This window comes from Parashewanella spongiae (assembly GCF_004358345.1).
In the GTDB taxonomy this organism is placed as follows: domain Bacteria; phylum Pseudomonadota; class Gammaproteobacteria; order Enterobacterales; family Shewanellaceae; genus Parashewanella; species Parashewanella spongiae.
The window spans coordinates 2,197,901-2,223,207 of record NZ_CP037952.1; the positions used below are offsets into that span (position 1 = coordinate 2,197,901).

Here is a 25,307-nt window from a genome sequence, read left to right on the forward strand (position 1 = left end):
AATAATGACAATGTACAATAATTCATAAAAATGTTGGAGCAGCGCTTGAATAAAGCCATTTTTTTAGATCGTGACGGTGTTATTAATAAAGACTTCGACTATGTCCATAAAGTCGATGACTTTGTATTCATAGAAGGTGTATTTCAGGCGTGTAAAGAGCTTAAAGCCATGGGATACATGCTAGTTGTAGTCACGAATCAGTCGGGTATCGCTCGTGGTATGTATTCAGAAGATGAGTTCCACTCTTTAACAGAATGGATGGATTGGAATTTTGTAGATAAAGGTATCGAGTTAGATGGGATATATTTTTGCCCGCATCACCCCGAGAAAGGTATAAATGAGTATAGGCAAGAATGTGATTGTCGAAAACCGAAACCCGGTATGATTACAAGCGCAGCTAGTTTTTTGAAAATCGATTTATCTCAATCAGTGATGGTAGGTGATAAGCATGATGATATGTTAGCAGCACATAATGCAGGTGTTCCAACTCGAGTGTTAGTTCGTTCTGGTAAAAAAATTGCGGTGAGTGATGTAGCGTCAACAGTCATTGACAGTATCGCAAGCTTGCCAAAATATCTTCAAAGTATGCAATAAACGCAATATTTTGTTGGTTTGTTGAGCGTTAAGGGTGAAAAGTGTACGGCTGAATGATTTGGTGTTATTTTTATTAAAAAAGCACTTGCAGAGTTCGTTCAGATCTCTATAATGCGCAACCACTGACACGGCAGATGACGTGTTTATGATTAACTTCAACAAGTTAATCAATGCTCTTTAACAATATATCAAGCAAATCTGTGTGAGCACTCACAGAGATTGACAAAATCGAAACTGTATTGGTTTATCACTTCGGTGAATAGATTAAGCAGTCAAAAATTTTCTCAATTAATTGTGTTCACGCAAACTTTCAAAGTGATTACTTACGTTAAGTAAATAAGCATTTTGAACATGCAAATTTGGTTTACTTTCCTTTTCATAAAGAGAAGTAAGTCAAATCGACAGAATTCATTGAGCAGAAGCTTTCATTAGCTTCGAGCAAAAACTTTAATTGAAGAGTTTGATCATGGCTCAGATTGAACGCTGGCGGCAGGCCTAACACATGCAAGTCGAGCGGTAACAGAGAGTAGCTTGCTACTCTGCTGACGAGCGGCGGACGGGTGAGTAATGCCTGGGAATTTGCCCAGTTGTGGGGGATAACAGTTGGAAACGACTGCTAATACCGCATAAACCCTACGGGGAAAAGCAGGGGACCTTAGGGCCTTGCGCAATTGGATAAGCCCAGGTGGGATTAGCTAGTAGGTGAGGTAAGAGCTCACCTAGGCGACGATCCCTAGCTGTTCTGAGAGGATGATCAGCCACACTGGGACTGAGACACGGCCCAGACTCCTACGGGAGGCAGCAGTGGGGAATATTGCACAATGGGCGAAAGCCTGATGCAGCCATGCCGCGTGTGTGAAGAAGGCCTTCGGGTTGTAAAGCACTTTCAGTGGGGAGGAAAAGTTGTTGGTTAATAACCAGCAGCCGTGACGTTACCCACAGAAGAAGGACCGGCTAACTCCGTGCCAGCAGCCGCGGTAATACGGAGGGTCCGAGCGTTAATCGGAATTACTGGGCGTAAAGCGTGCGCAGGCGGTCTGTTAAGTCAGATGTGAAAGCCCCGGGCTCAACCTGGGAATAGCATTTGAAACTGGCAGACTAGAGTCTTGTAGAGGGGGGTAGAATTTCAGGTGTAGCGGTGAAATGCGTAGAGATCTGAAGGAATACCGGTGGCGAAGGCGGCCCCCTGGACAAAGACTGACGCTCATGCACGAAAGCGTGGGGAGCAAACAGGATTAGATACCCTGGTAGTCCACGCCGTAAACGATGTCTACTCGGAATTTGGTCTCTTGAAGACTGGGTTCTCAAGCTAACGCATTAAGTAGACCGCCTGGGGAGTACGGCCGCAAGGTTAAAACTCAAATGAATTGACGGGGGCCCGCACAAGCGGTGGAGCATGTGGTTTAATTCGATGCAACGCGAAGAACCTTACCTACTCTTGACATCCAGAGAACTTTCCAGAGATGGATTGGTGCCTTCGGGAACTCTGAGACAGGTGCTGCATGGCTGTCGTCAGCTCGTGTTGTGAAATGTTGGGTTAAGTCCCGCAACGAGCGCAACCCTTATCCTTATTTGCCAGCACTTCGGGTGGGAACTTTAGGGAGACTGCCGGTGATAAACCGGAGGAAGGTGGGGACGACGTCAAGTCATCATGGCCCTTACGAGTAGGGCTACACACGTGCTACAATGGGCAATACAAAGGGTTGCGAAGCCGCGAGGTGGAGCTAATCTCATAAAGTTGTTCGTAGTCCGGATTGGAGTCTGCAACTCGACTCCATGAAGTCGGAATCGCTAGTAATCGTAGATCAGAATGCTACGGTGAATACGTTCCCGGGCCTTGTACACACCGCCCGTCACACCATGGGAGTGGGCTGCAAAAGAAGTGGGTAGTTTAACCTTCGGGAGAACGCTCACCACTTTGTGGTTCATGACTGGGGTGAAGTCGTAACAAGGTAGCCCTAGGGGAACCTGGGGCTGGATCACCTCCTTATCGACACGATTTTGTTGTTTTTGTAGAGTGTTCACACAGATATGCTTGATATAAAGAAAGAATAAAAGCTCAAAATAGACATTTTTGAGGATTTTGTGCGTTAATCAAGGCACTTGAAGAGACTCACAAGGAGTGAACATAAGTTCATGACTTAGAATCGATGAGAGTAACGCTGAGTAACACGCAAAAGGCCAAAAAGAAATGGGTCTGTAGCTCAGCTGGTTAGAGCGCACCCCTGATAAGGGTGAGGTCGGTGGTTCAAGTCCACTCTGACCCACCAAATCTTCGTTATTTCTGCGTTAGATTTCTCCTCGTTTATAAAACTAAACGTCGTCAAAATCTGCCTTGAATTAACTCGATTTGGCTTTGCCAACTTGATTGGTTTTTTGATTTTTATTCATTGCATGTAATGGGGCTATAGCTCAGCTGGGAGAGCGCCTGCCTTGCACGCAGGAGGTCTGCGGTTCGATCCCGCATAGCTCCACCATTACATCTTATAATGTTAATTATGAGAGGCATGCACAGTTAGAGAGGCCAAAGATAAAACATAATTTATCTTTGGCTTTTTTAAGCCCGTTCTTTAACAATTTGGAAAGCTGATAGTAGGATTTATTGTTCATTTGAATAGTAAATCATACGAAAAATCTCAAAAACGATGCATTACATTAAATGGTAAAGCATCAAGAGTTCTCAAACACTTTATTAAGTGTCTTGAATATTCAAAACTAAGGCGATATCAGCATCAACTTACCCGTTGATGCAATGATTATCAGTAAAAACCAGCTAGTTGCAATGCAGCTCAATGATGTTAACGACTTGTTTTTTAGCAAGAAGTGAAACTCATCTGGGTTGTATGGTTAAGCGACTAAGCGTATACGGTGGATGCCTTGGCAGTCAGAGGCGATGAAGGACGTGTTAATCTGCGATAAGCTCAGTTAAGTCGATAAAAGGCGTTACAGACTGAGATTTCCGAATGGGGCAACCCAATCACATAAGTGATTATCATACAGTGAATACATAGCTGTGTGAGGCGAACGTGGGGAACTGAAACATCTAAGTACCCATAGGAAAAGAAATCAACCGAGATTCCCCTAGTAGCGGCGAGCGAACGGGGATTAGCCCTTAAGTCTTTGGGGTGTTAGTGGAATACGTTGGAAAGCGTAGCGGCACAGGGTGATAGCCCCGTACACGAAAACTAACCGAAGATGAAAACGAGTAGGACGGCACACGTGACATGTTGTCTGAACATGGGGGGACCATCCTCCAAGGCTAAATACTCCTGACTGACCGATAGTGAACCAGTACCGTGAGGGAAAGGCGAAAAGAACCCCTGTGAGGGGAGTGAAATAGAACCTGAAACCGTATACGTACAAGCAGTGGGAGCGGCCCAACTCTTTATGGGTAAGAAGCCGTGACTGCGTACCTTTTGTATAATGGGTCAGCGACTTACATTTTGTAGCGAGGTTAAGCGAATAGCGGAGCCGTAGGGAAACCGAGTCTTAACTGGGCGTTGAGTTGCAAGGTGTAGACCCGAAACCCGGTGATCTAGCCATGGGCAGGTTGAAGGTTGAGTAACATCAACTGGAGGACCGAACCGACTTATGTTGAAAAATGAGCGGATGACTTGTGGCTGGGGGTGAAAGGCCAATCAAACCGGGAGATATCTGGTTCTCCTCGAAAGCTATTTAGGTAGCGCCTCGAGCGAATACCATTGGGGGTAGAGCACTGTTAAGGCTAGGGGGTCATCCCGACTTACCAACCCTTTGCAAACTCCGAATACCAATGAGTACTACTCGGGAGACACACGGCGGGTGCTAACGTCCGTCGTGGAAAGGGAAACAACCCAGACCATCAGCTAAGGTCCCAAAGTTATTGCTAAGTGGGAAACGATGTGGGAAGGCTTAGACAGCTAGGAAGTTGGCTTAGAAGCAGCCATCTTTTAAAGAAAGCGTAATAGCTCACTAGTCGAGTCGGCCTGCGCGGAAGATTTAACGGGGCTAAGCAATACACCGAAGCTATGGGTGTTTGTGCATCACCAGATGCGATTTCAGCTAACTGACATTTGTTTTTTAAATGTCAGTTTAAGCACGCAACACGTTGAGGCGGTTGTGGAGAATAAGTCGTATGTGGGATGCACAAACGCGGTAGAGGAGCGTTCTGTAAGCGGTAGAAGGCGAAGGGGTAACCCACGCTGGACGTATCAGAAGTGCGAATGCTGACATGAGTAACGATAAAGGGAGTGAAAAACTCCCTCGCCGAAAGACCAAGGGTTCCTGTCCAATGTTAATCAGGGCAGGGTGAGTCGACCCCTAAGGCGAGGCCGAAAGGCGTAGTCGATGGGAAACCGGTTAATATTCCGGTACTTCTGCTTACTGCGATGGAGAGACGGAGAAGGCTAGGCGAGCGCGGCGTTGGTAGTCCGCGTTTAAGGCTGTAGGCTGTAGACTTAGGCAAATCCGGGTTTACATTAGGCTGAGAGCTGATGACGAGTCACTAAGGTGATGAAGTCGTTGATGCCCTGCTTCCAGGAAAATCTTCTAAGCTTCAGGTAAGTAGGAATCGTACCCCAAACCGACACAGGTGGTTGGGTAGAGAATACCAAGGCGCTTGAGAGAACTCGGCTGAAGGAACTAGGCAAAATGGTACCGTAACTTCGGGAGAAGGTACGCTCTTGACGGTGATGAGACTTGCTCTCTAAGCTGTTGGGAGTCGCAGATACCAGGTGGCTGCAACTGTTTATCAAAAACACAGCACTGTGCAAAATCGCAAGATGACGTATACGGTGTGACGCCTGCCCGGTGCCGGAAGGTTAATTGATTGGGTTAGACTTAGGTCGAAGCTCATGATCGAAGCCCCGGTAAACGGCGGCCGTAACTATAACGGTCCTAAGGTAGCGAAATTCCTTGTCGGGTAAGTTCCGACCTGCACGAATGGCGTAATGATGGCCACGCTGTCTCCAGCCGAGACTCAGTGAAGTTGAAATTGCGGTGAAGATGCCGTATACCCGCGGCTAGACGGAAAGACCCCGTGAACCTTTACTATAGCTTGGCACTGAACATTGACCCTACATGTGTAGGATAGGTGGGAGACTTTGAAGCGTTGTCGCTAGATGATGTGGAGTCAACCTTGAAATACCACCCTTGTAGTGTTGATGTTCTAACTTGGCTCTCTCATCGAGAGTAAGGACAGTGCCTGGTGGGTAGTTTGACTGGGGCGGTCTCCTCCCAAAGAGTAACGGAGGAGCACGAAGGTTGGCTAAGTACGGTCGGACATCGTACGGTTAGTGCAATGGCATAAGCCAGCTTAACTGCGAGACAGACACGTCGAGCAGGTACGAAAGTAGGTCATAGTGATCCGGTGGTTCTGAATGGAAGGGCCATCGCTCAACGGATAAAAGGTACTCCGGGGATAACAGGCTGATACCGCCCAAGAGTTCATATCGACGGCGGTGTTTGGCACCTCGATGTCGGCTCATCACATCCTGGGGCTGAAGTCGGTCCCAAGGGTATGGCTGTTCGCCATTTAAAGTGGTACGCGAGCTGGGTTCAGAACGTCGTGAGACAGTTCGGTCCCTATCTGCCGTGGGCGTTAGATGATTGAGAGGAGCTGCTCCTAGTACGAGAGGACCGGAGTGGACGAACCGCTGGTGTTCGGGTTGTTATGCCAATAGCATTGCCCGGTAGCTACGTTCGGAATCGATAACCGCTGAAAGCATCTAAGCGGGAAGCGAGCCTCGAGATGAGTCATCTCTAGAGCTTTAAGCTCTCTAAAGGGCCGTCCGAGACTAGGACGTTGATAGGCAAGGTGTGTAAGCGTTGTGAGGCGTTGAGCTAACTTGTACTAATGACCCGTGAGGCTTAACCATACAACCCAGATGGGTTTTACAACCTTAGTGAATATATAAGCGCTTAATAAAGTAAGAACTTTGAGATAATTTCTTGTAAAAACAAGTATCAGCTAACCAAATTATTAATTTACGGCTAAAAGAGCGGTAAATAAAGAAAAGAACAAGCAAACAGAATTTGTCTGGAGACAATAGAGCTGTGGCACCACCTGAATCCATTCCGAACTCAGAAGTGAAACGCAGTATCGCCGATGGTAGTGTGGGGTTTCCCCATGTGAGAGTAGGTCATTTCCAGGCGCCAAATCACTTTTAATAAAGTAAATTTCACTGGTGACAGAGTGAAGTAAAAGATTAATTTTATTTGCAAAGCAAATAAAGTGAAAGAGTTGGAGCGGTAGTTCAGTTGGTTAGAATACCGGCCTGTCACGCCGGGGGTCGCGAGTTCGAGTCTCGTCCGTTCCGCCAACACAACAAAGCCTCGTCAGAAATGACGAGGCTTTTTTGTTTGCCCAGCGAAGCTGGCAAACCCGAAGGCAGAAAGAAGCCTGTATCACCCAGACTAAGGGGGAAGATAATCCGAGTGGCAAGAAGCTTTTATACAAGAGGAAACTCAAGGTAGAAGTTGGTGCGAGGTGGCCGATGAGCCCGTAGTAGTGAGTAAAATCCAGCCGATGAAAGCCAGTAATGGTGTGGAGGGCAAAACTGGATTGACCAATGACGTAGTTTATTGGCGGCCTCAACAGCCAAAAGCCAAAAGCCAAAAGCCAAAAGCCAAAAGCCAAAAGCCAAAAGCCTTGATGTTGGCGAAGGGTTGAAGCTTAATTTAAGTTTGTGATGGACAGGATTTTTTTTCACAGATACAGAAAATCACAAAAAGATGAATGAGGCATTTCCGACTGGAGGCATTAGGAATAATGACTCTGGAGACCGAAGCCGTATACGGGAGTAATTCAGTCATATCAAAGTAAATTGCCAAGGGCTAGAAGGCTTTGAGGCTGAGTGAAATACACCAACTGATGAAAACAAGACACTGAACCCAAACAACGCACACAGAGAGGTCAATGAGAGTTTATTACAGCTTGTATGGTCGCTTACTTAACAAAGAAGCACTGTACAACGGATTTAAGAAAGTGTGGAGAGCCAAAGGCACTGCTGGAATTGATGAGCAGAGCTTAGAGCAATTCGCCTCAAATCTGAGTAACGAACTTGATAAACTTCTTATCGAACTCAAGACCAAGCAATACCGACCTTCAGCCGTCAAACGGGTAGAAATCCCGAAAGATGATGGTGGAGTGAGAAAGCTTGGGACACCAACAGTTCGAGACCGAATCGTACAACAATGCCTAAACGATATACTAAGTCCGATATTTGAAGAGCAGTTCCATCCATCAAGCTATGGATATCGACCACACAGAAGCGGCCATGATGCCATAAACAAAGCCACGATGTTTATCCGTCAATATGACTTAAAACATGTGGTGGATATGGATTTATCCAAATGCTTTGACTTACTCGACCAAGAGCTAATCTTAACGAGCATAAGCAGAAGGGTAAAAGATGGCAGTATCTTAAGGTTGATAAAACAGTTCCTTGAAAGCGGTGTTATCGTAGGAGGCAACTAGCAAGCAACAGTAGCAGGAAGTCCACAAGGTGGCGTTATCAGTCTACTGATAGCGAATATCTACCTTGATGCCTTTGACCAAGAGATGAAACGTAGAAATCATCGATTGGTCAGATACGCAGATGATATCCTGATATTATGTCGCAGTCGCAAAGGTGCAGATAATGCACTGAAGCAAGCAGGGCGGGATCGCGCTTTAGGTCTTGAAAAAAATAATTAAAGAAATTTTGAACTTTCCTCTATAACGATGATCAGATCGACAAATGAATACTGATTTGAGCCTGATTATGGACGTAATGAAAGAGATTGAGCAAATTGAAGACCATCGTGTAGAAGCCAATAAAGAGTATGATTTAGCGGATATTATTTTTCTTACTATTGCCGCAGTGCTTTGCGGTGCGACAGGGTGGAAAGCCATCAACATTTTTGGGGAAGCTCAATTAGATTGGTTAAGACAATACCGTCCATTTAGTAACGGTATCCCGACAAGACATTCAATTGGAAGAATAATTAGAGGTGTTAAAGCCGAAAGTATGATGTCTTGCTTTATTAACTTTTCCAACACATTACGGGAACGAGATGGTAAAGAGCATATCAGCTTTGATGGTAAAGTGGCTTGTGGTTCTAAGCACGGGGATAACGTAGCAGCGCTTCAACTAATGACGGCAATGGTTGTGGATAATGGACTGATAATACGTCAAAAAGAAACGTCGACTAAAACGAACGAAATCCCTGTAATGCAATCCATGCTAAAACACATGGACATTGAAAATGCAGTTATTACCGCTGACGCCATGCACTGCCAGAAAGAAACTACAGCCTTAATACGTGAGGGAAAAGGTGATTACGTTCTTCAAGTGAAAAAGAATCAAGGTAAATTACTTGCTGAAATTGAAGCTTATTTTCATAAGTGCTATAGAGATACACCAGAGCTTTTAAAAAAGAATCACTTTACAGAATTAGACGGTGAGCACGGACGAATTAATGAAAGACATTATCGCCTTTTGCCAATTACAAATTGGTTTGACGAAACAGCTAAATTTGTAGGCAGTCATGCCGTTGTTGAAGTCACTCGAATGCGAGAGCTGAAGAATAAATCAAGTCAAGAAACGTCTTACTACATAACTTCGTTAGCCAGTGATGTGAAAGATATCGCTAAATATATACGGAAGCATTGGGCAATTGAAAATAGTCAGCATTGGGTTCTCGATGTCACTTTTAAAGAGGATGCCTGTAAAATTTATGCTGATGATGGTGCAAAAAATTTGGCTACAATCAGAAGAAAGATTTTGAACTTAGTTAAAAGTCACTCTTCAAAAGACAGTGTTGCTGGCAAGATGCAGAGAGCCTGCTGGGATGCAAAATTTAGGGCTGAGATTTTGTTTGGTGAATATTTCATCAAAGCATAATCCCGCCCTGCAACAGACCCTAGATATTGAATGAAAGATAGTAAAGTATTTTAAAGTTGAGAGTATCAAAGTCAGCAAGTGATTGGTTCTTGTTGATTGATACTAAGGTCGTGTTTTACACAAACGAATATATGACTGAAGAGCCGGATGCGGTAATTTCGCACTTTCGGGTCTGTGTGGGGTCGATTCAGTAATGGGTCGCTCTACCACAATTTTTTCGAGAATAAATTGCTCACAACTCTCTCTAAATTCTAAAATACCTTTTTTGGAAAATCGGATATCTTCTTCATACCTTAACTTAGAAAAATCAGTCATAATTAGAGAGCCGTTATAACTCAACATAAAGTCTTTAATATCGCAAAGTAATACATCAAAATCTAACTGATTAAGATTAAAACAAAGTTCGGCAAGTAAGTCAGCTGCACGATCTTTTGTCAATAAGCCTTGATTAATTGAAAGATCTAATGTTAATCCATCGACAAAATCATAAAATACAATTATATATTCTTTACCTCCAAAACCGTATTGAATAACTTCACGCACATTAATTGTATATTTGGAATGCAAAATTTTATCAGCAAGATGTGCATTTGTATAATTTTTTCTAGCAAAATTATATTCATCCCTATGTATTTTAACAGTAAAGCAGTTAAACCTTTCTTTATGCTTAAATCTAAAAACTATGGCATCGTATGTTCCTTTTGACTTCTTTAACAATTTAATATCATAATCTTTCATACTCGACAATTGACTCAGAAGTTCAATGTTATTTACTAAGTCCACTCTCCCATTTAAACATTTTTTTTCAAAATCTAGTTTAAATTCTACCAAATCTAAATGTGAGTCAATTTGTTTTTGTGATTCACGCAGATGTCTTAAATCTGGTGTGTGATATTCAAAGGCTTTATATAAACCATTACAAAATGTAGACATACAGACCTTTATTTAATGATAAACTTTTTATTGTGAATTACTGCATGTCAATCAACTAGCTCTAATTGTTATAAAATATAATAAAATGTTGTTACGGAAAGCCACTATGTGCGTTTCTCAAAGCTATGCGTTATATTACTCTCTAGTATGTATAAGGTGTTTGATTCAACCTTATTTTTCAAAATACACATTAGAAGAATTACTAGATATTGAACGAAAGTTCGATAAGAATGTGTTTCCTGAAATTATGAAATAGTTTATAAGCTTATAAAGGTTAAAGAAGCTGACCCTGTCGAAATTGACTCAACTAAATTAAAAGAAAAGTCTTTTAAAACCTACCGAGTTTTATATATTGTGGCTTTTGGAACTTCATTCAAATATTAAAGGTGAATTAAATCTTACACCGCAACATATGCTAACGAACCTTTAGCTTTCTTTTGTAACGTTGGCTTTTAAGTACCTATGCAAATGAAACCACACATTCTGACTCGCTATCTCAGCACACTACTACGTTCCAGCTCAGGTTACATAGAGTGGCTATGCGCCCATCGCTGCGCCTTGCTATTGTGCAAATATATCAAGCTAGAATTATTCGATTACATTTGCATAGGTACTTATTTCCGGCTTTGGTTTATATCCATATTTACTGTTTAAAAAGGAATATACAGGGTAAACGCATGAGTGTTCCCCAAGCAAAAAACGTAGACATTATAGCCAGTTATTCCAGTAAAAACGGGAATCCAGTGACTTTGGGCATTCAACTATAAGGCGCTAGGTGACCGACATACAAAACTGTCGTTATTTCATTACCCGCTTTAGTGGGAATGACGAAACTACCACATGGGGTTGTGTATATTTCACTCACTCGTGCGTTTTCCCTGAATATAACAAACTAATAAATAAAGTTGCGAACAAATAACCAACTAAAATTTTTTAAGGTTTATCAATACACTAATTTTATTCAAGTTTTGTTCAGAGTGTTATGGTTATATTGCAATGTATTATTGAAAAAGGAATTTACCCGATTACATTTTAAACTGCATAAATAGAGATCGTTGGCAAGAGAAGTTGTTATACCAATTACAGTAATTAAATTCCCAGCTCAGAGCTATGTATGTGTTCAAAGTACAAGTGAAATTGATGAAGACATAGTTATGACCGACATACAAAACTGTCGTTATTACATTGCTACGTTGAGACAATTTTGCGTAGTAATTTGAACACATATAATCTCGAAGGGCAAGGCTGGCTAAAGGATTCCATTACACGTTACAAGTTTTTTAATTATCCCGACAAAAGCACTAAGTGCGTTGAATGCCAGTTTTGTATGGCGGCCGTTAGGGTATATAGTACTTCAAACTTGCGCCTTGTACTGAAATCTTTTAGCTCTTGCTGAGTGGGAAGTTAATTACTGTAATTGGTATTATTAGAGCTTCATTAAAAAATGAAAAGATTTGAGTACATTTGGAGATGTGTATGACAACACCAATTTCTGGAGCAAGCTTAGGATTTAATTCATATACAAATCTTGAGGTTGAACCTACTAAACGAATTGACGTTAGCGATAATGGTTTATTTTCTCCGTTGGATTGCGAGCTTACTATAAAAGACTTCCCCCTAGTTGTTGACAGTCTAAAAGGTATCAGATTTTCTAACATTTATTTTCTCGGGGTTGGTTTAGGTTTAGATGTGGCGGTATTAGGATTAAATGACCCAAAAGGTGATGCTAAATTTCTTAACGTCGTTGTTAAACACTGGCTATCCGAATCCGATGCAGTTGTGGAACCTTTGGGCCCCCCTACATGGAGAATTTTAGTCGAACAACTCAATGAAATAGAGGAAGAAACGCTCGGGCATAATTTACAAGAAAAGCTTGAACGGGGGGAGATACCTCCTAACTTTTCTCCGTTGGATTGCGAACTTACTATAGAAGACTTACCCCTAGTTGTTGGTAGTTTAAAATGTATTAAATTTTCTAACATTATTGATCTCGGTATTGAGTTAGGTTTAGACTCTGAGGTATTAAAATTAAATGAATTATCAGAGGGTGCTAATTTTCTTAACTTCGTTGTTGAACGTTGGTTATCCAAATCCGATGCGGGTATGGGCTCTTTGGAAACCCCTACATGGAAAACGTTAGTCAAACAACTCAATCTAATAGGGGAAGAAACTCTCGGACATAATTTACAAGAAAAGCTTGAGCGGGGTGAGATACTTCCTAACGTTTCTCCGTTGGATTACGAGCTTACTATAAAAGAGCTTCCCCTAATTGTCGAAAGACTAAAAGAAATCCTCCCTGAAAACATATCTTATCTAGGGGTTGGTTTAGGTATAAATTTAAGTGTATTAAACTCATCCCAAGCTGATAATAATCAGCTTCTATGTCAAGTAGTTCAACGTTGGTTATCCAAAAACGATGAAGTTATGACTCTTTCTGGCCTCCCTACATGGAGAAGGTTAATCGAGCAACTCAATAAAGTAGATGAAAATTTTATTGCACATAATTTAGAGGAAAAGCTTGAGCTTAGGGAAGTACCTCCTAAACTTCCACAACGTTTAGTACCCAAAGCGTCAAACACGCGTCTTACTAGGAACGATTTTGCTAGTGTTTCCAAAATCTTAATGAGACTTCCAATCGGAGATTTGAGCGAGCTGTTAATTGCCCTTGGGGTTAGCTTTTCCACAATCGATAAATTGAATAAAAATCGAGATTACATGGTAATTAGATGGATTGACGCTACTGATGGTGTTTTGCAATACTCAAAGTATCCTTGTTACAACGTGTTATCACAAGCCTTATGTCAAAATGGACACTGGGGATTAGCAGAGGAAATTGCAAAAACTTACCCTGCGGAACAAGGTTTAGAAGAAGTCGAATTGAGCCTACCCCAGTTTAATGAAAGCTGCTCATCTATGGTGCCTGATATGCCTCTAAGTCACGCAGAGCAACAAAAATTGGATAAAATGCTTGATAAAAATATATCAAAAGGTGACTTTGTGTATGGGGGGATAGTTTACCGTTTTATTAATAAACTGACGGTAGCAAGCTATATGGAACTGTGCCTGTATTTAGGAATATCGCAATCAAGAATATCCCGCATTGAATCACACCATGCTATTTTAATAAAGGATTTCTGGTTACAGGGGATGGATAATGCCATTCGTACCACCCGCTCTTTACGTACACTGCTGAATGCATTTAAGTCGATGAACCAAAATGGCATAGCAAATGATCTTAAAGCGTACTGCATAGAGCAAATTAGGAAAGGGGTTACTCACGATAGTGTGCCAACACCTTCACTTATGACACCACCATTAAATTTCCGCTCATAGATTGTTCCATATCAATTACCCGCGCCATCTACTTTAACATTCATTCAAAGTTTAATCCCTTCAACTTCAGTTAAGGCCAGGGCGGGATTATGCTTTGATGAAATATTCACCAAACAAAATCTCAGCCCTAAATTTTGCATCCCAGCAGGCTCTCTGCATCTTGCCAGCAACACTGTCTTTTGAAGAGTGACTTTTAACTAAGTTCAAAATCTTTCTTCTGATTGTAGCCAAATTTTTTGCACCATCATCAGCATAAATTTTACAGGCATCCTCTTTAAAAGTGACATCGAGAACCCAATGCTGACTATTTTCAATTGCCCAATGCTTCCGTATATATTTAGCGATATCTTTCACATCACTGGCTAACGAAGTTATGTAGTAAGACGTTTCTTGACTTGATTTATTCTTCAGCTCTCGCATTCGAGTGACTTCAACAACGGCATGACTGCCTACAAATTTAGCTGTTTCGTCAAACCAATTTGTAATTGGCAAAAGGCGATAATGTCTTTCATTAATTCGTCCGTGCTCACCGTCTAATTCTGTAAAGTGATTCTTTTTTAAAAGCTCTGGTGTATCTCTATAGCACTTATGAAAATAAGCTTCAATTTCAGCAAGTAATTTACCTTGATTCTTTTTCACTTGAAGAACGTAATCACCTTTTCCCTCACGTATTAAGGCTGTAGTTTCTTTCTGGCAGTGCATGGCGTCAGCGGTAATAACTGCATTTTCAATGTCCATGTGTTTTAGCATGGATTGCATTACAGGGATTTCGTTCGTTTTAGTCGACGTTTCTTTTTGACGTATTATCAGTCCATTATCCACAACCATTGCCGTCATTAGTTGAAGCGCTGCTACGTTATCCCCGTGCTTAGAACCACAAGCCACTTTACCATCAAAGCTGATATGCTCTTTACCATCTCGTTCCCGTAATGTGTTGGAAAAGTTAATAACTCATGTTACGCACCGCCTAAAAATTAGTGGCATAATCAAGCTATGAACGATGAATTACTAGAGCTGTATAGCGATTACCAACTATCTAGCTTTGGACAAGTAACAGCAACAGGGATGTCAGACTTACTAGATGGTGCTTACAGTCATGATCAGGTAACAAGACTCCTTTCTACTAACGAGTTCACCAGTAAAACTCTTTGGGGAATGGTTAAATCCACTGTAAGACAGGTCGAAGAAGATGATGCCGTTCTTATTTTCGATGATACGATTGAAGAAAAGCCTTATACGGACGAAAGCGACTTGATCGCTTACCACTACGACCACACAAAAAATCGAACCGTTAAAGGGATTAACCTTCTTAATTGTCTTTACTACTCCCAAGGTGTATCAATTCCAGTATCTTATAAGTTGATCACTAAGCCAATTCCCTATTGTGATCTGAAAACTAAGAAAGTTCGCAGAATGTCTGAAACAACTAAGAATGAAGATTTTAGAGAGCTTTTACAAATTAGTTACCAAAACCAACTTAAATTCAAATATGTTCTAGCAGACAGTTGGTTCTGTTCAAATGAAAATATGGTGTTTATCAAACACAAATGCCACAAGGATTTTATCATGGCGTGCAAATCTAATCGTCTTGTTTCTTTGAGTGAAGATGATAAGAAGCATAAGAAATCACAACGGGTTGATACACTTGAGTTTCAAGAAGGGCAGTCTGTCAAAGTTTGGATATCTGGGGTAGATTTTGAGTTACAGTTATCCAAGAAAGTCTTTAAAAACAAAGATGGAAGTACAGGCGAGCTTTACTTGTTATGCAGTGATTTAAGTTGTGATGATGAGTTCATCCAAGCGGTCTATCAAAAACGATGGAACGTTGAACTCTTCCATAAAAACCTGAAGTCAAATGCGGCAATTACCCGTTCTCCAGCACATACAGTTAAAACACAAAGTAATCATCAATTTTTATCAATTTATAGTGCATTTAGGCTTGAAACCTTAGCTTTAAAACTGAAAATGAATAAATTTCAACTGAGGGCGAAACTGTATATAAAAGCATTAAAAACAGCCTTTACAGAACTTCAAACTCTAAAAGCTGTTAGTGCGTAACATGAGTTAATAAAGCAAGACATCATACTTTCGGCTTTAACACCTCTAATTATTCTTCCAATTGAATGTCTTGTCGGGATACCGTTACTAAATGGACGGTATTGTCTTAACCAATCTAATTGAGCTTCCCCAAAAATGTTGATGGCTTTCCACCCTGTCGCACCGCAAAGCACTGCGGCAATAGTAAGAAAAATAATATCCGCTAAATCATACTCTTTATTGGCTTCTACACGATGGTCTTCAATTTGCTCAATCTCTTTCATTACGTCCATAATCAGGCTCAAATCAGTATTCATTTGTCGATCTGATCATCGTTATAGAGGAAAGTTCAAAATTTCTTTAATTATTTTTTTCAAGACCTAAAGCGCGATCCCGCCCTGGGGTCTGTTGATCTTTCGTGATTGTTTTTGCAGCGATAAATTGGTTATTTTATGCAAGGCAGAGTTTGTGAGGTTTGGTTATTACCGACATACAAAACTGTCGTTACTTCGTTTCCAAATAAGAAAACGATAACGCAGCAGAAATGACCAATTTACGCTGTCTTCGATGCTTTTGAGCACTCACTGTTCTGTGTTGTGACCAGATCACTTAGATGGCTAAGCATCACTGCTCACGCCTTGAACAGATAAATGCTCAAATAGCACAAAATTTAATCCTGAAAGATCAACAGACCCTAGTAATTCTTCTAAGTGATCTAGCGATTTAGAAAGTACCAATCTTTGTCATACCAGCGAAGGGAACCCACATAAGGCTGGTATCCAGTGACTTTTATAGAAAAAAGCAAAGACACTAGACTACCGACATACAAAACTGTAGTTACTTCGTTTCCAGCCGTGCTGGAGTGGCGATAACTCATCGGTATACTTTCTTCCGCAACTTTCCTAATGTGTATTTTGATCAATCATGTTGCATCAAACGCCTTAACTAGAGAGCAATATATCGCATAGCTTTGCGAAACGTACGTAGTGGCTTTCCGTAACAGAGTTCTGTTATATTTTATAATAATTAGAACTAGTTAATTGACATACTCTAATTCAAAATCAAGCGGTTTATAATTAAATCAAGGTAAGTATGTCTGTATTTTGTAATGGCTTATCACAACCCTTTGGATATCACACACCAGATTTAAGACACCTGCGTGAATCACAAAAACAAATTGACTCACATTTAGATTTGGTAGAATTTAAACTAGGTTTTGAAAAAAAATGTTTAAATGGGAGAGTGGACATAGTAAATGATGTTGAACTTATGAGTCAATTGTCGAGTATGAAAGACTATGATATTAAATTGTTAAAGAAGTCGAAAGAAGAATGTGATGCCATAGTTTTTAGGTTTAAGCATAAAGAAAGGTTGAATTGCTTTACTGTTAAAATACATAGGGATGTATTCGATTTTGCTAGGGTGAATTATACAAGTGAATCTCTTGCAGATAAGATTTTGCATTCCAAATATACAATTAATGTACGTGAAGTTATTCAATACGGTGTTGGAGGTAAAGAATATATAATTGTATTTTATGATTTTATCGATGGACTAACATTAGATCTTTCAATTAATCAAGGCTTATTGACAAAAGATCGTGCAGCTGAGTTACTTGCCGAACTTTGTTTTGATTTTTGGCAGTTAAATTTTAATATAACACTAACCGATATTAAAGACTTTATATGGAGTTATAACGGCTCTCTAATTATCACTGATTTAGCTAAGTTAGTGTATTTGACAAATATCCAATTTCCCCAAAAAAATATTTTAGAGTTTAGAGAGCGTAGTTCTCGATTCATTCTCAAACAACGCCAATTTCAGCCGCTGTGAAGTAGGCGCAGTTAGCAGAATTTGGCGTTATGTGCTCTGACATATACGTTCGAAGAACATTGAATAAGTACCTGTCGATAAGGTCTTTGATAATTATGTTCAGGTTTAGTGCTATACAAGACGAAAGGGGGCTCAGCCTAAATAATGTGAAGATATAAGGAGAAAGTTCCGTTGTTTTAAAAAGTTAGGAACATGTAAAGGTAATATGTCCATTTAGTTCTTTCCCCCCTCTGTCAGAATAGCTGTCACCCCTAAGATTTAACCAATAATTAAGGGGCGAAAAGGCAGCTAAATGACAAGTTATTCAGAAGAAAGAAAAGAAGCCGTTCTTAATAAAATGCTTCCCCCTCGCAATATGACCGTACCTCAAATATCAAAAGAAGAAGGTATTCCACTTCAAACCTTGTATAGTTGGCGCAGCAAAGCAAAGCAAAGCAAAGCAAAAAGTAGTGACAGGAAAGCCTGAGTCAGAGAATTGATCAGCAGAAGCCAAATTAGCCGTAATCATTGAACCTAGAAACATCAGTTGACTGCGTTCTCAAGCGTAGAAAAAATGGCTGATAGTAAGAAGGCGTAGCTTGCAGCAAGTAGTTATTCTACTTGCAAAAGTTACAACGCAGATAGCAGTCATTTTAGCAAGCTTGTGAGCGTAGAGCATTTCACTCATTGGATGAAAAATATGATAATAAAATCATCGTATTGCTCAAACAGTTACTCGTATACTCAGCGTTCAACTGATGTTTTAGGTTGAAACAGCAGCAATGACAGAATCCCAACTCAATCAATATTGCAGAGAGAAAGGCTTATTTAAAGAGCAAATTAAGCAATGGAAGCAAGATTGTCTTAGTGGCTTCCTGTCAACGGAAGCTCAAAAAAAAGAAGCTAAGAAGCAAGCTAAACAGGATAAAGTTGAGATAAAATTTCTTAAAGCGGATTTAAGAAGAAAGGAGATGGCGTTAGCGGAAACGACGGCTTTACTGGTGCTCAGAAAAAAGCTCAATGCCTTGTGGGAGGAAGAGAACGAGGAGAATTAGTTCCACTGTCTTTAAGGCAGAAACTCATTGAGTTAATACAAGAAGCTTGTAAGGCTGGCGCAAGACTCGATAATGCTTGTAACGAAGTTCCACTGAGTAAAAGAACCTATCGAAGATGGTCTAAAAACGGTGAAGTTCAAGCTGACTTTCGACCAACAGCCAAGCGCACTGAGCCTAAAAACAAGTTAACAGAATGAGCGACAACAAGTATTAGAAGTTTGCAACCAGAGTGAGTATGCCAGCTTACCGCCATCGCAAATCGTACCTTCGTTGCTGGATAAAGGTGTTTATATTGCTTCAGAGTCGAGCTTTTATCGAATACTAAAGCAACATGGCCAACTGAATCGAAGAGGACGAACACGAGCACCACAAAATCGGAGTAAACCTAAGAGCTACAAGGCTTCTAAGCCAAATCAAGTGTAGTCTTGGGATATTACGTATTGCCCAAGTATTACCAAAGGCAAGTTCTATTATCTGTATATGTTTGAGGACATTTATAGCCGAAAAATCGTAGGTTATGAAGTCCATGAACAAGAGTGCGGCACAAAAGCTGCGGAACTCATTCAGCGTTGCATGTTGAAAGAGCAATGTTTTAATACACCGCTGGTTTTGCACTCAGATAATGGTGCCCCGATGAAATCCTATATGATGAAAGCTAAGCTTGATGAACTTAGTGTAACCCCATCATTAAGTAGCCCAAGTGTGAGCAATGACAATCCGTACTCAGAATCACTGTTTAGAACATTAAAATACAGGCCAGACTGGCCAAGCAAAGCAAAGGGTTTAAAAGCCTAGAAGAAACGCAAGACTGGGTTGAGAATTTTGTAACTTGGTACAACCATGAGCATAAACACAGTCAGCTTAATCATGTAACGCCTCATGAGAGACATAAATCTCAAGATAGTGTTGTACTAATGAAACGCAAAAAAGTGTTAGAGGAGCAGAAAGCTAAACATCCACTTCGATGGTCAGGTGAGGTTAGAAACTGTGAACCAATCGGTGCTGTAATGTTAAATCCTGACAAGGAAACAGACTTGGAAAAATCTAGAAGAAATATAGCATAAGTTTTAATCAAACGGTGACAGGTGTCTTGAAAACCGCCGATTTAATTACTGTAATTGGTATTAGTTAATATAGGTGGTTGAGTCTTAAGTTGATTTGAATTCGTTAATAATCTTAAAGTTAAATGTAACCTTTTGATTGGTTCGCCTTTGCTACCTGTTTCCTGATAATACTAGGGCAACCGCACAAGTGAGTGATATATGCACAACTCCATGTAGTAGTTTCGTCATTCCCACGAAAGTGGGAAACTAGCGCCTTTGAATACCCAAAGTTACTGGATTCCCGTTTTCAAGGGAATTACGGGCTATAGTGCCTACGTTTTTGCTCAAAAACATTCACGCGTTTACCCTGCTGAAAAAAACAGAACAATTTTAGCCTACAGACCGAAGTATATAAACTGACTATCTTTGTATTGTAGTGGTCTAAGGAAGCTAGTGCTTTGGAAAATACCAATCTTTGTCATATCAGCGAAGGCTAGTATCCAGTGACTTTTATAAAAAAAAGCAAAGGCACTAGGGTCTGTTGATCTTTCGTGATTGTTTTTGCAGCGATAAATTGGTTATTTTATGCAAGGCAGAGTTTGTGAGGTTTGGTTATTATCGACATACAAAACTGTCGTTACTTCGTTTCCAAGTAAGAAAACGATAACGCAGCAGAAATGACCAATTTACGCTATCTTCGATGCTTTTGAGCATTCACTGCTCTGTGTTGTGACCAGCTCACTTAGATGGCTAAGCATCACGGCTCACGCCTTGAACAGATAAACGCTCAAATAGCACGAAATTTAATCCTGAAAGATAAACATCCCCTAGACTATCGACATACAAAACTGTCGTTACTTCGTTTCCTGCCTGCGCTGGAGTGAGGAGAACTCATCGGTATACTTTTTTCCGCAACTTTCCTAACTGAGTGATTTAAAAATGAATAAAGGTTAATGTGAATTAATGATAAATTCTCATAAATTAACGATATTATTTTCTAGTACTAATTGCTGGAGATAAAAAGTGGCGTTATCAACTGTTCTGCAAACCGAACCCTCAAATTCCCTTGTAGAATACCTGAAAGGTTTGGGTGATATAGAGATTACTACTAAAACGGAGCTATATTTTGATAGTGGAACAGGGCATAAGTTTGAGGTTTTATTTAAGTGCACTCACTGCGACTCACCTCTCTACCGCTTTTACAAATTCACTGATCATAAGTGCCATAATTTTGCGTCTAATGATTCACACAAAAAAGTGTTTTCAAAAGAGGCAGACAATAAAAAAGTTCCGCCTGCCATTAGGACGACTATTAAGACGGCTCAAAATTACTTGGAAATAGTGATTGATTTCTACCAAATAAACCAACAACAAAACCAACAACAAAACCAACAAAAAACAATAGTCATGACTTTCCATGAACTGAATGGAACACGTGAACTTACAGCGGTTTTGTTTTGTCACAAATGCAATCTTAAAACGAGTGATCTGGGTGATTTCAGGCTGAAAAAGTGTACTAGTAACACCCCTTTTACCAATCAAGCTAAAGAAATAAATATTGCCCAAATAGACATCAGGACACTAGATGTCGCAATGATAAATATTATTGAACTATTTGAATGTGCGTCGGAAAAATATCAATTTCTGGGTATGGAGCTTGGTCTAAAATCAGCTCAGATTAAAGAGGTTGAAACAAGTATCCTTTTTCATAATGATGTATCTAGGATGACGCAAGTATTAAGTGTTTGGGAGCAATGTGGAGAACAATCTCCAACCTTTTATCAACTCATCGCAGCCGCTGAAAATCAGGGTGAAAATATGCTTGCGCAAAATCTGTTAAAACTACTTAAAAGCGTTAAGTTATAATGAAAGATATTAAGTGCTTGACCATAAATTATCTTACATTTTCTGTTGTCCATCTTTTGCACTCTACTGTGTTGCAATTTCGGTTACACAGCTACGGTTATTCGCCCTACGTTGTGTCTTGTATAGCACTAGGATCTGTTTGTCCTATATTTGAAAAAACTTATCGTAAGGGAGCTAGCGATTTAGAAAGTACCAATCTTTGTCATACCAGCGAAGGCAGGTATCCAGTGGCTTTATAGAAAAAAGCAAAGGCACTAGACTCCAGCCAGCGCTGGAGTGACGAGAACTCATCGGTATACTTTCTTCCGCAACTTTCCTAAGGTACTTTGTTTATGACACCATTAGTAAACCCTAACTTAAGGTACTTCCACATACCTGAAGAAAAGTTCGAGCAGACACAATTAGATTGTTGGGAAGTAAGTAAAAAACTGACAGACGAGAAAAAAGCTGTTGAGTTTCGAAAATTAGCATCTGAAATGGGTTCACTCTCTAAAAGGAAAATACCAGAAAAGCTTGCTGATTGGTCGGTAGTGAATCCAGTTTTGTCCTTAAGTGAAAAAGATAAAATCACTGCCGTTGGTGGCGATGAGCACTGTGCAAAAAGATTAAGTATACTTGGTGATTATCTTTTGGAATTTGGATATAGGTTTGTTTACTATTCTGGCATAGATCGTCAAATAAAGGATAAGTTACAATTCTTCTTTCGAAAAACTGAGTGTTTAAAAGTTCTTGAGTTAGGTGCTGGACTAGGTTGGTGGGCGAAGGCAATCCATAATGATACGGATTTATTTTTTAGGCGAATACATGTCACAGCAATAGATAATGGGGCTAGTATTGCATGGATTAATAAAGGAGATGTAATAGAACGGAATCAAGCATACTGCAAGGCGGTTATAGAGCAATTTGAAGCTGTGACAGATACAGATAAATCAAAAGCCTCAAAAAAACTCGAAAGCCTTAGTCCTAAAGCTGCGGCTTCGGATTTCAACCAGTGTGTTTTTCCTGTTAAACAAATGAATGCTTCTACGGCAATTGCTAAATATAAAGATACCCACGATCTGTTGTTAGTTGTTAATCCGGTAAGTGGAATAACTGATTCACTTGTACACTGGCCTAAAGATAAGCCTGTTTTGATGATAGCTGTTAAATCAATTGTTGATATGGTTAGAGCTGGTTCTTCTGACAAGGCAAGTATTGAGGCATTAGATAAAGGCTCGCTTAAAAGCCTTAGGGTTACATCTTATATAGCTGACCATCCCTTAAAAGTAGAACTATTCAAGGGGTTTCGAGCGTAATTAACCTGAACTCTGGATAAGAAACTCTCTACAGTATCACGAACTCAGGTTAATTAAGTCAATCGTTAGACCACGTCACATATCCATTATTTAATCAATATTATTCTGGCTGGTTAAAAATGTCGGAAATAAGATCTTGAGGCTGAAGTAGCTCTCTGTGACTAATTAAAGCTGAAGCTTCATTAATTGCTGCTGTAGAATTTCTTTCTGTAGAGCCATTATACTTTATAAAATAAGTCATCATTTGTTTACAGTAGTGTGATAAATTATCTAACCAAACAGATTCAACTTGAAATAAATCCACTAACTTTTCAGATTTGAACTCATAAAATTTATCTTGAGCTTCCTTATGTTTTGACGTGCATTCTCCACCAGTTGCATATTTTGCGTGCAGTTGAAGCTCATTCAAGATCTCACTGCATCGATAAAAAGTTCGCAGAGGCTCTTTATATCCCAATGGCACTAACTTAAGCTTCATCTGAAGGTTTACTAATTGAACAATAGAGAGTAAATCATACAGATTAAGGTTTTTCTAGTGTCACGCCATGAATACTACAACTCGCCAATTCTTCAATGATGCCCCAGAATTGTTACGTCGCTTTGCTCAAACGGAAGAAGATGAACTTTCTTCAATTCTCACTCTGCAAGATTTAGAAGATTTTCAAAAAGATAATACTCAAAGAGTACGCAAGTATCCCGCCTGCCACACACTTTCGCTTTTCATGAAGCAAGTTGCCAGTGAAAACAAGTCTTGTCGTTGCACACTAATCAGTGACGCTAGAGATCAAATTGCTATAGGTCGAGAGAAAAACAGCACAATTACAGGTCCCTACTGCAAAGCAAGAAAACGGTTATCTCCAGAGTCAATTAAATCGCTATTGAAGAAATCAGGAAAAAACTTAGATGAAGCGATTCAAGGGAAATACTTATGGCATGGCCGTAGAGTGCTATTAACTGACGGCTCAACACTATCTATGCCTGATACGCACGAGAACCAAGCCCAATTCCCTCAACCTAAATCACAAAAAGAAGGGCTGGGCTTTCCTCAGCTGCGGATTTTAGTGTTAATTTCTTTGGGAAGCGGTGCAGTCATTGACTCGGCTGTTTCACCTTGTAAAGGGAAAGGTACTGGCGAGCAGGCACTATTAAGAAGTATGCAGTCAGACTTGAAACAAGGCGACATTGTGCTGGGAGATGCTAATTTCGAAAACTACTTTGTTCTTGTAGGACTAATGGGGTTAGGCGTTGATGCTGTTTTCGAAAAAAACGGAGCCAGAAATGTCGATTTCAGAACCTGTGAAGAAAAGCTGGGTAAGCGAGATGGTTTATTTAAGCTAATTCGTCCATCCTGTCCAGAATGGATGACCCCAGAGGATTACGCTCAAGTGCCAGAAGAGCTTATCGTCAGAATGGTAGGAACAAAGAAACGTATCATTGTTACCACGCTCACGGATAAAGAAGTCTATCCGAAGCAAGATATTATTGATTTATACGTTTCACGATGGCATATCGAGTTGGATTTTAGGTCAATCAAGACCATGATGAAAATGGATATTTTAAGGTGTGGTAGTCCAGATATGGTGCGTAAGGAAATTGATGTTCATTTGTTAGTTTACAACATGATAAGGGCACTTATGTGCCGAGCGGCAGAAAAAAAAAGGAATATCGCCTAGAGAGGCAAGTTTTAAAGCCGCACATGACGCATTACAAGATTTTCAGATATTACTTTTGCAAGCCACCGAAGGGATCATTGACACTTTATTGGATGTGATAGCAGATATTATCGGCGAGCATATCGTTGGCAATCGCCCGGGGAGAAAAGAACCGAGAGCAAAGAAAAGGCGACCGAAACCGACACCAAGGTTACAACATTCAAGAAAGCAAGCACGTAGGCTTAAGGTATATCAGAAGTAATTCTTAAGTTAGTGCCATTGCTTTATATCCGGGTACTTTTTCAGTTTTAGCTACACCAAAATCTATTAACTTTATTTTATCGGTACTAAAAAAATACAATAAATTTTCTAACTTAAAGTCACCATAATATAGCTTTATTTGTTCCATATACGAGTAAATTTCCAATAGCTGTTTACATACATTATTTACATGGGCAGTTTGCATTCGAAGAGTGCATTGATGTTTTGAATAAAACAAATCATCTAAATTGCAAGTACCTAACTCAAGAACTAAATAATTCACCCTCTCTCCAGCTGTTATCACCCCGAAGAATTTAATTATATTGGGACTCGAAGGTAACGTTCTAATAATATTTATTTCATTACAATGAACAGATAAATCTCCATATCTATTCTCAGACTTTAATTCTTTTATTGCCACATCACAGTCGTTCATTGAGCATTTAGCTTTGAAAACTACCCCATAAAAGCATTAGTATCTACACAGCACGGTCAATATTTAACCACTTGAGCAATGATCATTATTTTTAAGGAACTGATCTAATGATCTGTGATCACAGAA

Annotated in this window: 15 protein-coding genes, 3 tRNA genes, 3 rRNA genes and 3 pseudogenes; 19 read left to right on the forward strand and 5 right to left on the reverse strand. The window is 40.2% G+C overall.

The window, feature by feature from the left end; genetic code table 11:
* Positions 1 to 30: 30 nt before the first annotated feature.
* The 10 genes and pseudogenes from gmhB to E2I05_RS08405 all read left to right on the forward strand — a co-directional run bounded on the left by gmhB (position 31) and on the right by E2I05_RS08405 (position 9,458).
* A complete protein-coding gene (gene gmhB, locus E2I05_RS08360; RefSeq protein ID WP_121851684.1) occupies positions 31 to 594 on the forward strand; it encodes a D-glycero-beta-D-manno-heptose 1,7-bisphosphate 7-phosphatase in 564 nt (187 codons plus the stop codon).
* Positions 595 to 1,042: 448 nt separating this feature from the next.
* Positions 1,043 to 2,584 (forward strand): 16S ribosomal RNA (locus tag E2I05_RS08365).
* A 203-nt stretch (positions 2,585 to 2,787) separates the two neighbouring features.
* Positions 2,788 to 2,864: transfer RNA gene (locus tag E2I05_RS08370), tRNA-Ile, on the forward strand.
* A 131-nt stretch (positions 2,865 to 2,995) separates the two neighbouring features.
* Positions 2,996 to 3,071 (forward strand) — tRNA-Ala (locus E2I05_RS08375).
* Between the two features lie 368 nt (positions 3,072 to 3,439).
* Positions 3,440 to 6,449: ribosomal RNA gene (locus E2I05_RS08380) — 23S ribosomal RNA — on the forward strand.
* A gap of 160 nt (positions 6,450 to 6,609) precedes the next feature.
* Positions 6,610 to 6,725, forward strand: a 5S ribosomal RNA gene (gene rrf / locus E2I05_RS08385).
* Together the 16S, 23S and 5S rRNA genes with 3 tRNA genes alongside form the textbook arrangement of a ribosomal RNA operon.
* 91 nt (positions 6,726 to 6,816) lie before the next feature.
* A tRNA-Asp gene (locus E2I05_RS08390) sits at positions 6,817 to 6,893 on the forward strand.
* A 167-nt stretch (positions 6,894 to 7,060) separates the two neighbouring features.
* The gene (locus tag E2I05_RS08395; protein WP_133309567.1) at positions 7,061 to 7,243 is read left to right on the forward strand and encodes a hypothetical protein; all 183 of its coding nucleotides are present in this window, start codon (positions 7,061 to 7,063) and stop codon (positions 7,241 to 7,243) included.
* A 246-nt stretch (positions 7,244 to 7,489) separates the two neighbouring features.
* A pseudogene (locus E2I05_RS08400) lies at positions 7,490 to 8,269 on the forward strand (reverse transcriptase domain-containing protein).
* Between the two features lie 43 nt (positions 8,270 to 8,312).
* On the forward strand, positions 8,313 to 9,458 hold the full coding sequence (locus tag E2I05_RS08405) for an ISAs1 family transposase (RefSeq protein WP_133309417.1): 1,146 nt from the start codon (positions 8,313 to 8,315) through the stop codon (positions 9,456 to 9,458).
* Between the two features lie 102 nt (positions 9,459 to 9,560).
* Here the strand turns inward: E2I05_RS08405 and E2I05_RS08410 are convergent, their stop codons facing one another.
* Positions 9,561 to 10,391: a hypothetical protein gene (locus tag E2I05_RS08410; protein WP_121855181.1), complete on the reverse strand. Its 831-nt coding sequence runs from the start codon at positions 10,389 to 10,391 to the stop codon at positions 9,561 to 9,563.
* Positions 10,392 to 11,867: 1,476 nt separating this feature from the next.
* Here E2I05_RS08410 and E2I05_RS08415 point away from each other — a divergent pair.
* Positions 11,868 to 13,724 (forward strand): hypothetical protein, encoded by a 1,857-nt coding sequence (locus tag E2I05_RS08415; protein ID WP_121855180.1) that lies wholly within the window; start codon positions 11,868 to 11,870, stop codon positions 13,722 to 13,724.
* Positions 13,725 to 13,811: 87 nt separating this feature from the next.
* Here the strand turns inward: E2I05_RS08415 and E2I05_RS08420 are convergent, their stop codons facing one another.
* Positions 13,812 to 14,672 (reverse strand): ISAs1 family transposase, encoded by an 861-nt coding sequence (locus E2I05_RS08420; RefSeq protein WP_133309568.1) that lies wholly within the window; start codon positions 14,670 to 14,672, stop codon positions 13,812 to 13,814.
* 45 nt (positions 14,673 to 14,717) lie between these two features.
* Here E2I05_RS08420 and E2I05_RS08425 point away from each other — a divergent pair, with 45 nt between their 5' ends.
* On the forward strand, positions 14,718 to 15,782 hold the full coding sequence (locus tag E2I05_RS08425) for an IS701 family transposase (RefSeq protein WP_133309569.1): 1,065 nt from the start codon (positions 14,718 to 14,720) through the stop codon (positions 15,780 to 15,782).
* Here the strand turns inward: E2I05_RS08425 and E2I05_RS08430 are convergent.
* Entirely contained in the window at positions 15,755 to 16,078 is a 324-nt protein-coding gene (locus tag E2I05_RS08430; RefSeq protein WP_133309570.1) for a transposase family protein, read from the reverse strand. The two genes, E2I05_RS08425 and E2I05_RS08430, sit on opposite strands and share 28 nt — an antisense overlap.
* Positions 16,079 to 16,853: 775 nt before the next feature.
* Between E2I05_RS08430 and E2I05_RS08435 the strand changes: the two genes are divergently transcribed.
* The 5 genes and pseudogenes from E2I05_RS08435 (at position 16,854) to E2I05_RS08455 (ending at position 22,832) form a co-directional block, all read left to right on the forward strand.
* The gene (locus E2I05_RS08435; RefSeq protein ID WP_121855079.1) at positions 16,854 to 17,594 is read left to right on the forward strand and encodes a hypothetical protein; all 741 of its coding nucleotides are present in this window, start codon (positions 16,854 to 16,856) and stop codon (positions 17,592 to 17,594) included.
* 292 nt (positions 17,595 to 17,886) lie between these two features.
* The gene (locus tag E2I05_RS08440) at positions 17,887 to 18,060 is read left to right on the forward strand and encodes a transposase (protein WP_121855078.1); all 174 of its coding nucleotides are present in this window, start codon (positions 17,887 to 17,889) and stop codon (positions 18,058 to 18,060) included.
* A gap of 280 nt (positions 18,061 to 18,340) precedes the next feature.
* A pseudogene (locus E2I05_RS08445) lies at positions 18,341 to 19,692 on the forward strand (IS3 family transposase); the annotation flags it as partial.
* A 1,002-nt stretch (positions 19,693 to 20,694) separates the two neighbouring features.
* Entirely contained in the window at positions 20,695 to 21,537 is an 843-nt protein-coding gene (locus E2I05_RS08450; protein WP_121855077.1) for a death domain-containing protein, read from the forward strand.
* Between the two features lie 332 nt (positions 21,538 to 21,869).
* A complete protein-coding gene (locus tag E2I05_RS08455; RefSeq protein ID WP_121855076.1) occupies positions 21,870 to 22,832 on the forward strand; it encodes a hypothetical protein in 963 nt (320 codons plus the stop codon).
* A 100-nt stretch (positions 22,833 to 22,932) separates the two neighbouring features.
* On the opposite strand, the gene E2I05_RS08460 is transcribed toward E2I05_RS08455, so the two are convergent.
* The gene (locus E2I05_RS08460; protein WP_121855075.1) at positions 22,933 to 23,310 is read right to left on the reverse strand and encodes a hypothetical protein; all 378 of its coding nucleotides are present in this window, start codon (positions 23,308 to 23,310) and stop codon (positions 22,933 to 22,935) included.
* Positions 23,311 to 23,377: 67 nt separating this feature from the next.
* Here E2I05_RS08460 and E2I05_RS08465 point away from each other — a divergent pair, with 67 nt between their 5' ends.
* Positions 23,378 to 24,505: an IS4 family transposase gene (locus E2I05_RS08465; protein WP_133309407.1), complete on the forward strand. Its 1,128-nt coding sequence runs from the start codon at positions 23,378 to 23,380 to the stop codon at positions 24,503 to 24,505.
* Between the two features lie 55 nt (positions 24,506 to 24,560).
* Positions 24,561 to 24,746 carry a hypothetical protein gene (locus E2I05_RS08470; RefSeq protein WP_133309406.1) on the forward strand — a complete coding sequence of 62 codons (186 nt, stop codon included), beginning with the start codon at positions 24,561 to 24,563 and terminating at the stop codon, positions 24,744 to 24,746.
* A gap of 3 nt (positions 24,747 to 24,749) precedes the next feature.
* On the opposite strand, the pseudogene E2I05_RS08475 reads toward E2I05_RS08470, so the two are convergent.
* Positions 24,750 to 25,199: pseudogene (locus tag E2I05_RS08475) on the reverse strand (protein kinase domain-containing protein); the annotation flags it as partial.
* Between the last annotated feature and the right edge of the window lie 108 nt (positions 25,200 to 25,307).

Coding starts and splice junctions, on each gene's coding strand:
- gmhB (WP_121851684.1), top strand. CDS start 31: ATGTTGGAGCAGCGCTTGAATAAAGCCATTTTTTTAGATCGTGACGGT.
- E2I05_RS08405 (WP_133309417.1), top strand. CDS start 8,313: ATGAATACTGATTTGAGCCTGATTATGGACGTAATGAAAGAGATTGAG.
- E2I05_RS08410 (WP_121855181.1), bottom strand. CDS start 10,391: ATGTCTACATTTTGTAATGGTTTATATAAAGCCTTTGAATATCACACA.
- E2I05_RS08415 (WP_121855180.1), top strand. CDS start 11,868: ATGACAACACCAATTTCTGGAGCAAGCTTAGGATTTAATTCATATACA.
- E2I05_RS08425 (WP_133309569.1), top strand. CDS start 14,718: ATGAACGATGAATTACTAGAGCTGTATAGCGATTACCAACTATCTAGC.
- E2I05_RS08430 (WP_133309570.1), bottom strand. CDS start 16,078: ATGAATACTGATTTGAGCCTGATTATGGACGTAATGAAAGAGATTGAG.
- E2I05_RS08435 (WP_121855079.1), top strand. CDS start 16,854: ATGTCTGTATTTTGTAATGGCTTATCACAACCCTTTGGATATCACACA.
- E2I05_RS08440 (WP_121855078.1), top strand. CDS start 17,887: ATGACAAGTTATTCAGAAGAAAGAAAAGAAGCCGTTCTTAATAAAATG.
- E2I05_RS08455 (WP_121855076.1), top strand. CDS start 21,870: ATGACACCATTAGTAAACCCTAACTTAAGGTACTTCCACATACCTGAA.
- E2I05_RS08460 (WP_121855075.1), bottom strand. CDS start 23,310: ATGAAGCTTAAGTTAGTGCCATTGGGATATAAAGAGCCTCTGCGAACT.
- E2I05_RS08465 (WP_133309407.1), top strand. CDS start 23,378: ATGAATACTACAACTCGCCAATTCTTCAATGATGCCCCAGAATTGTTA.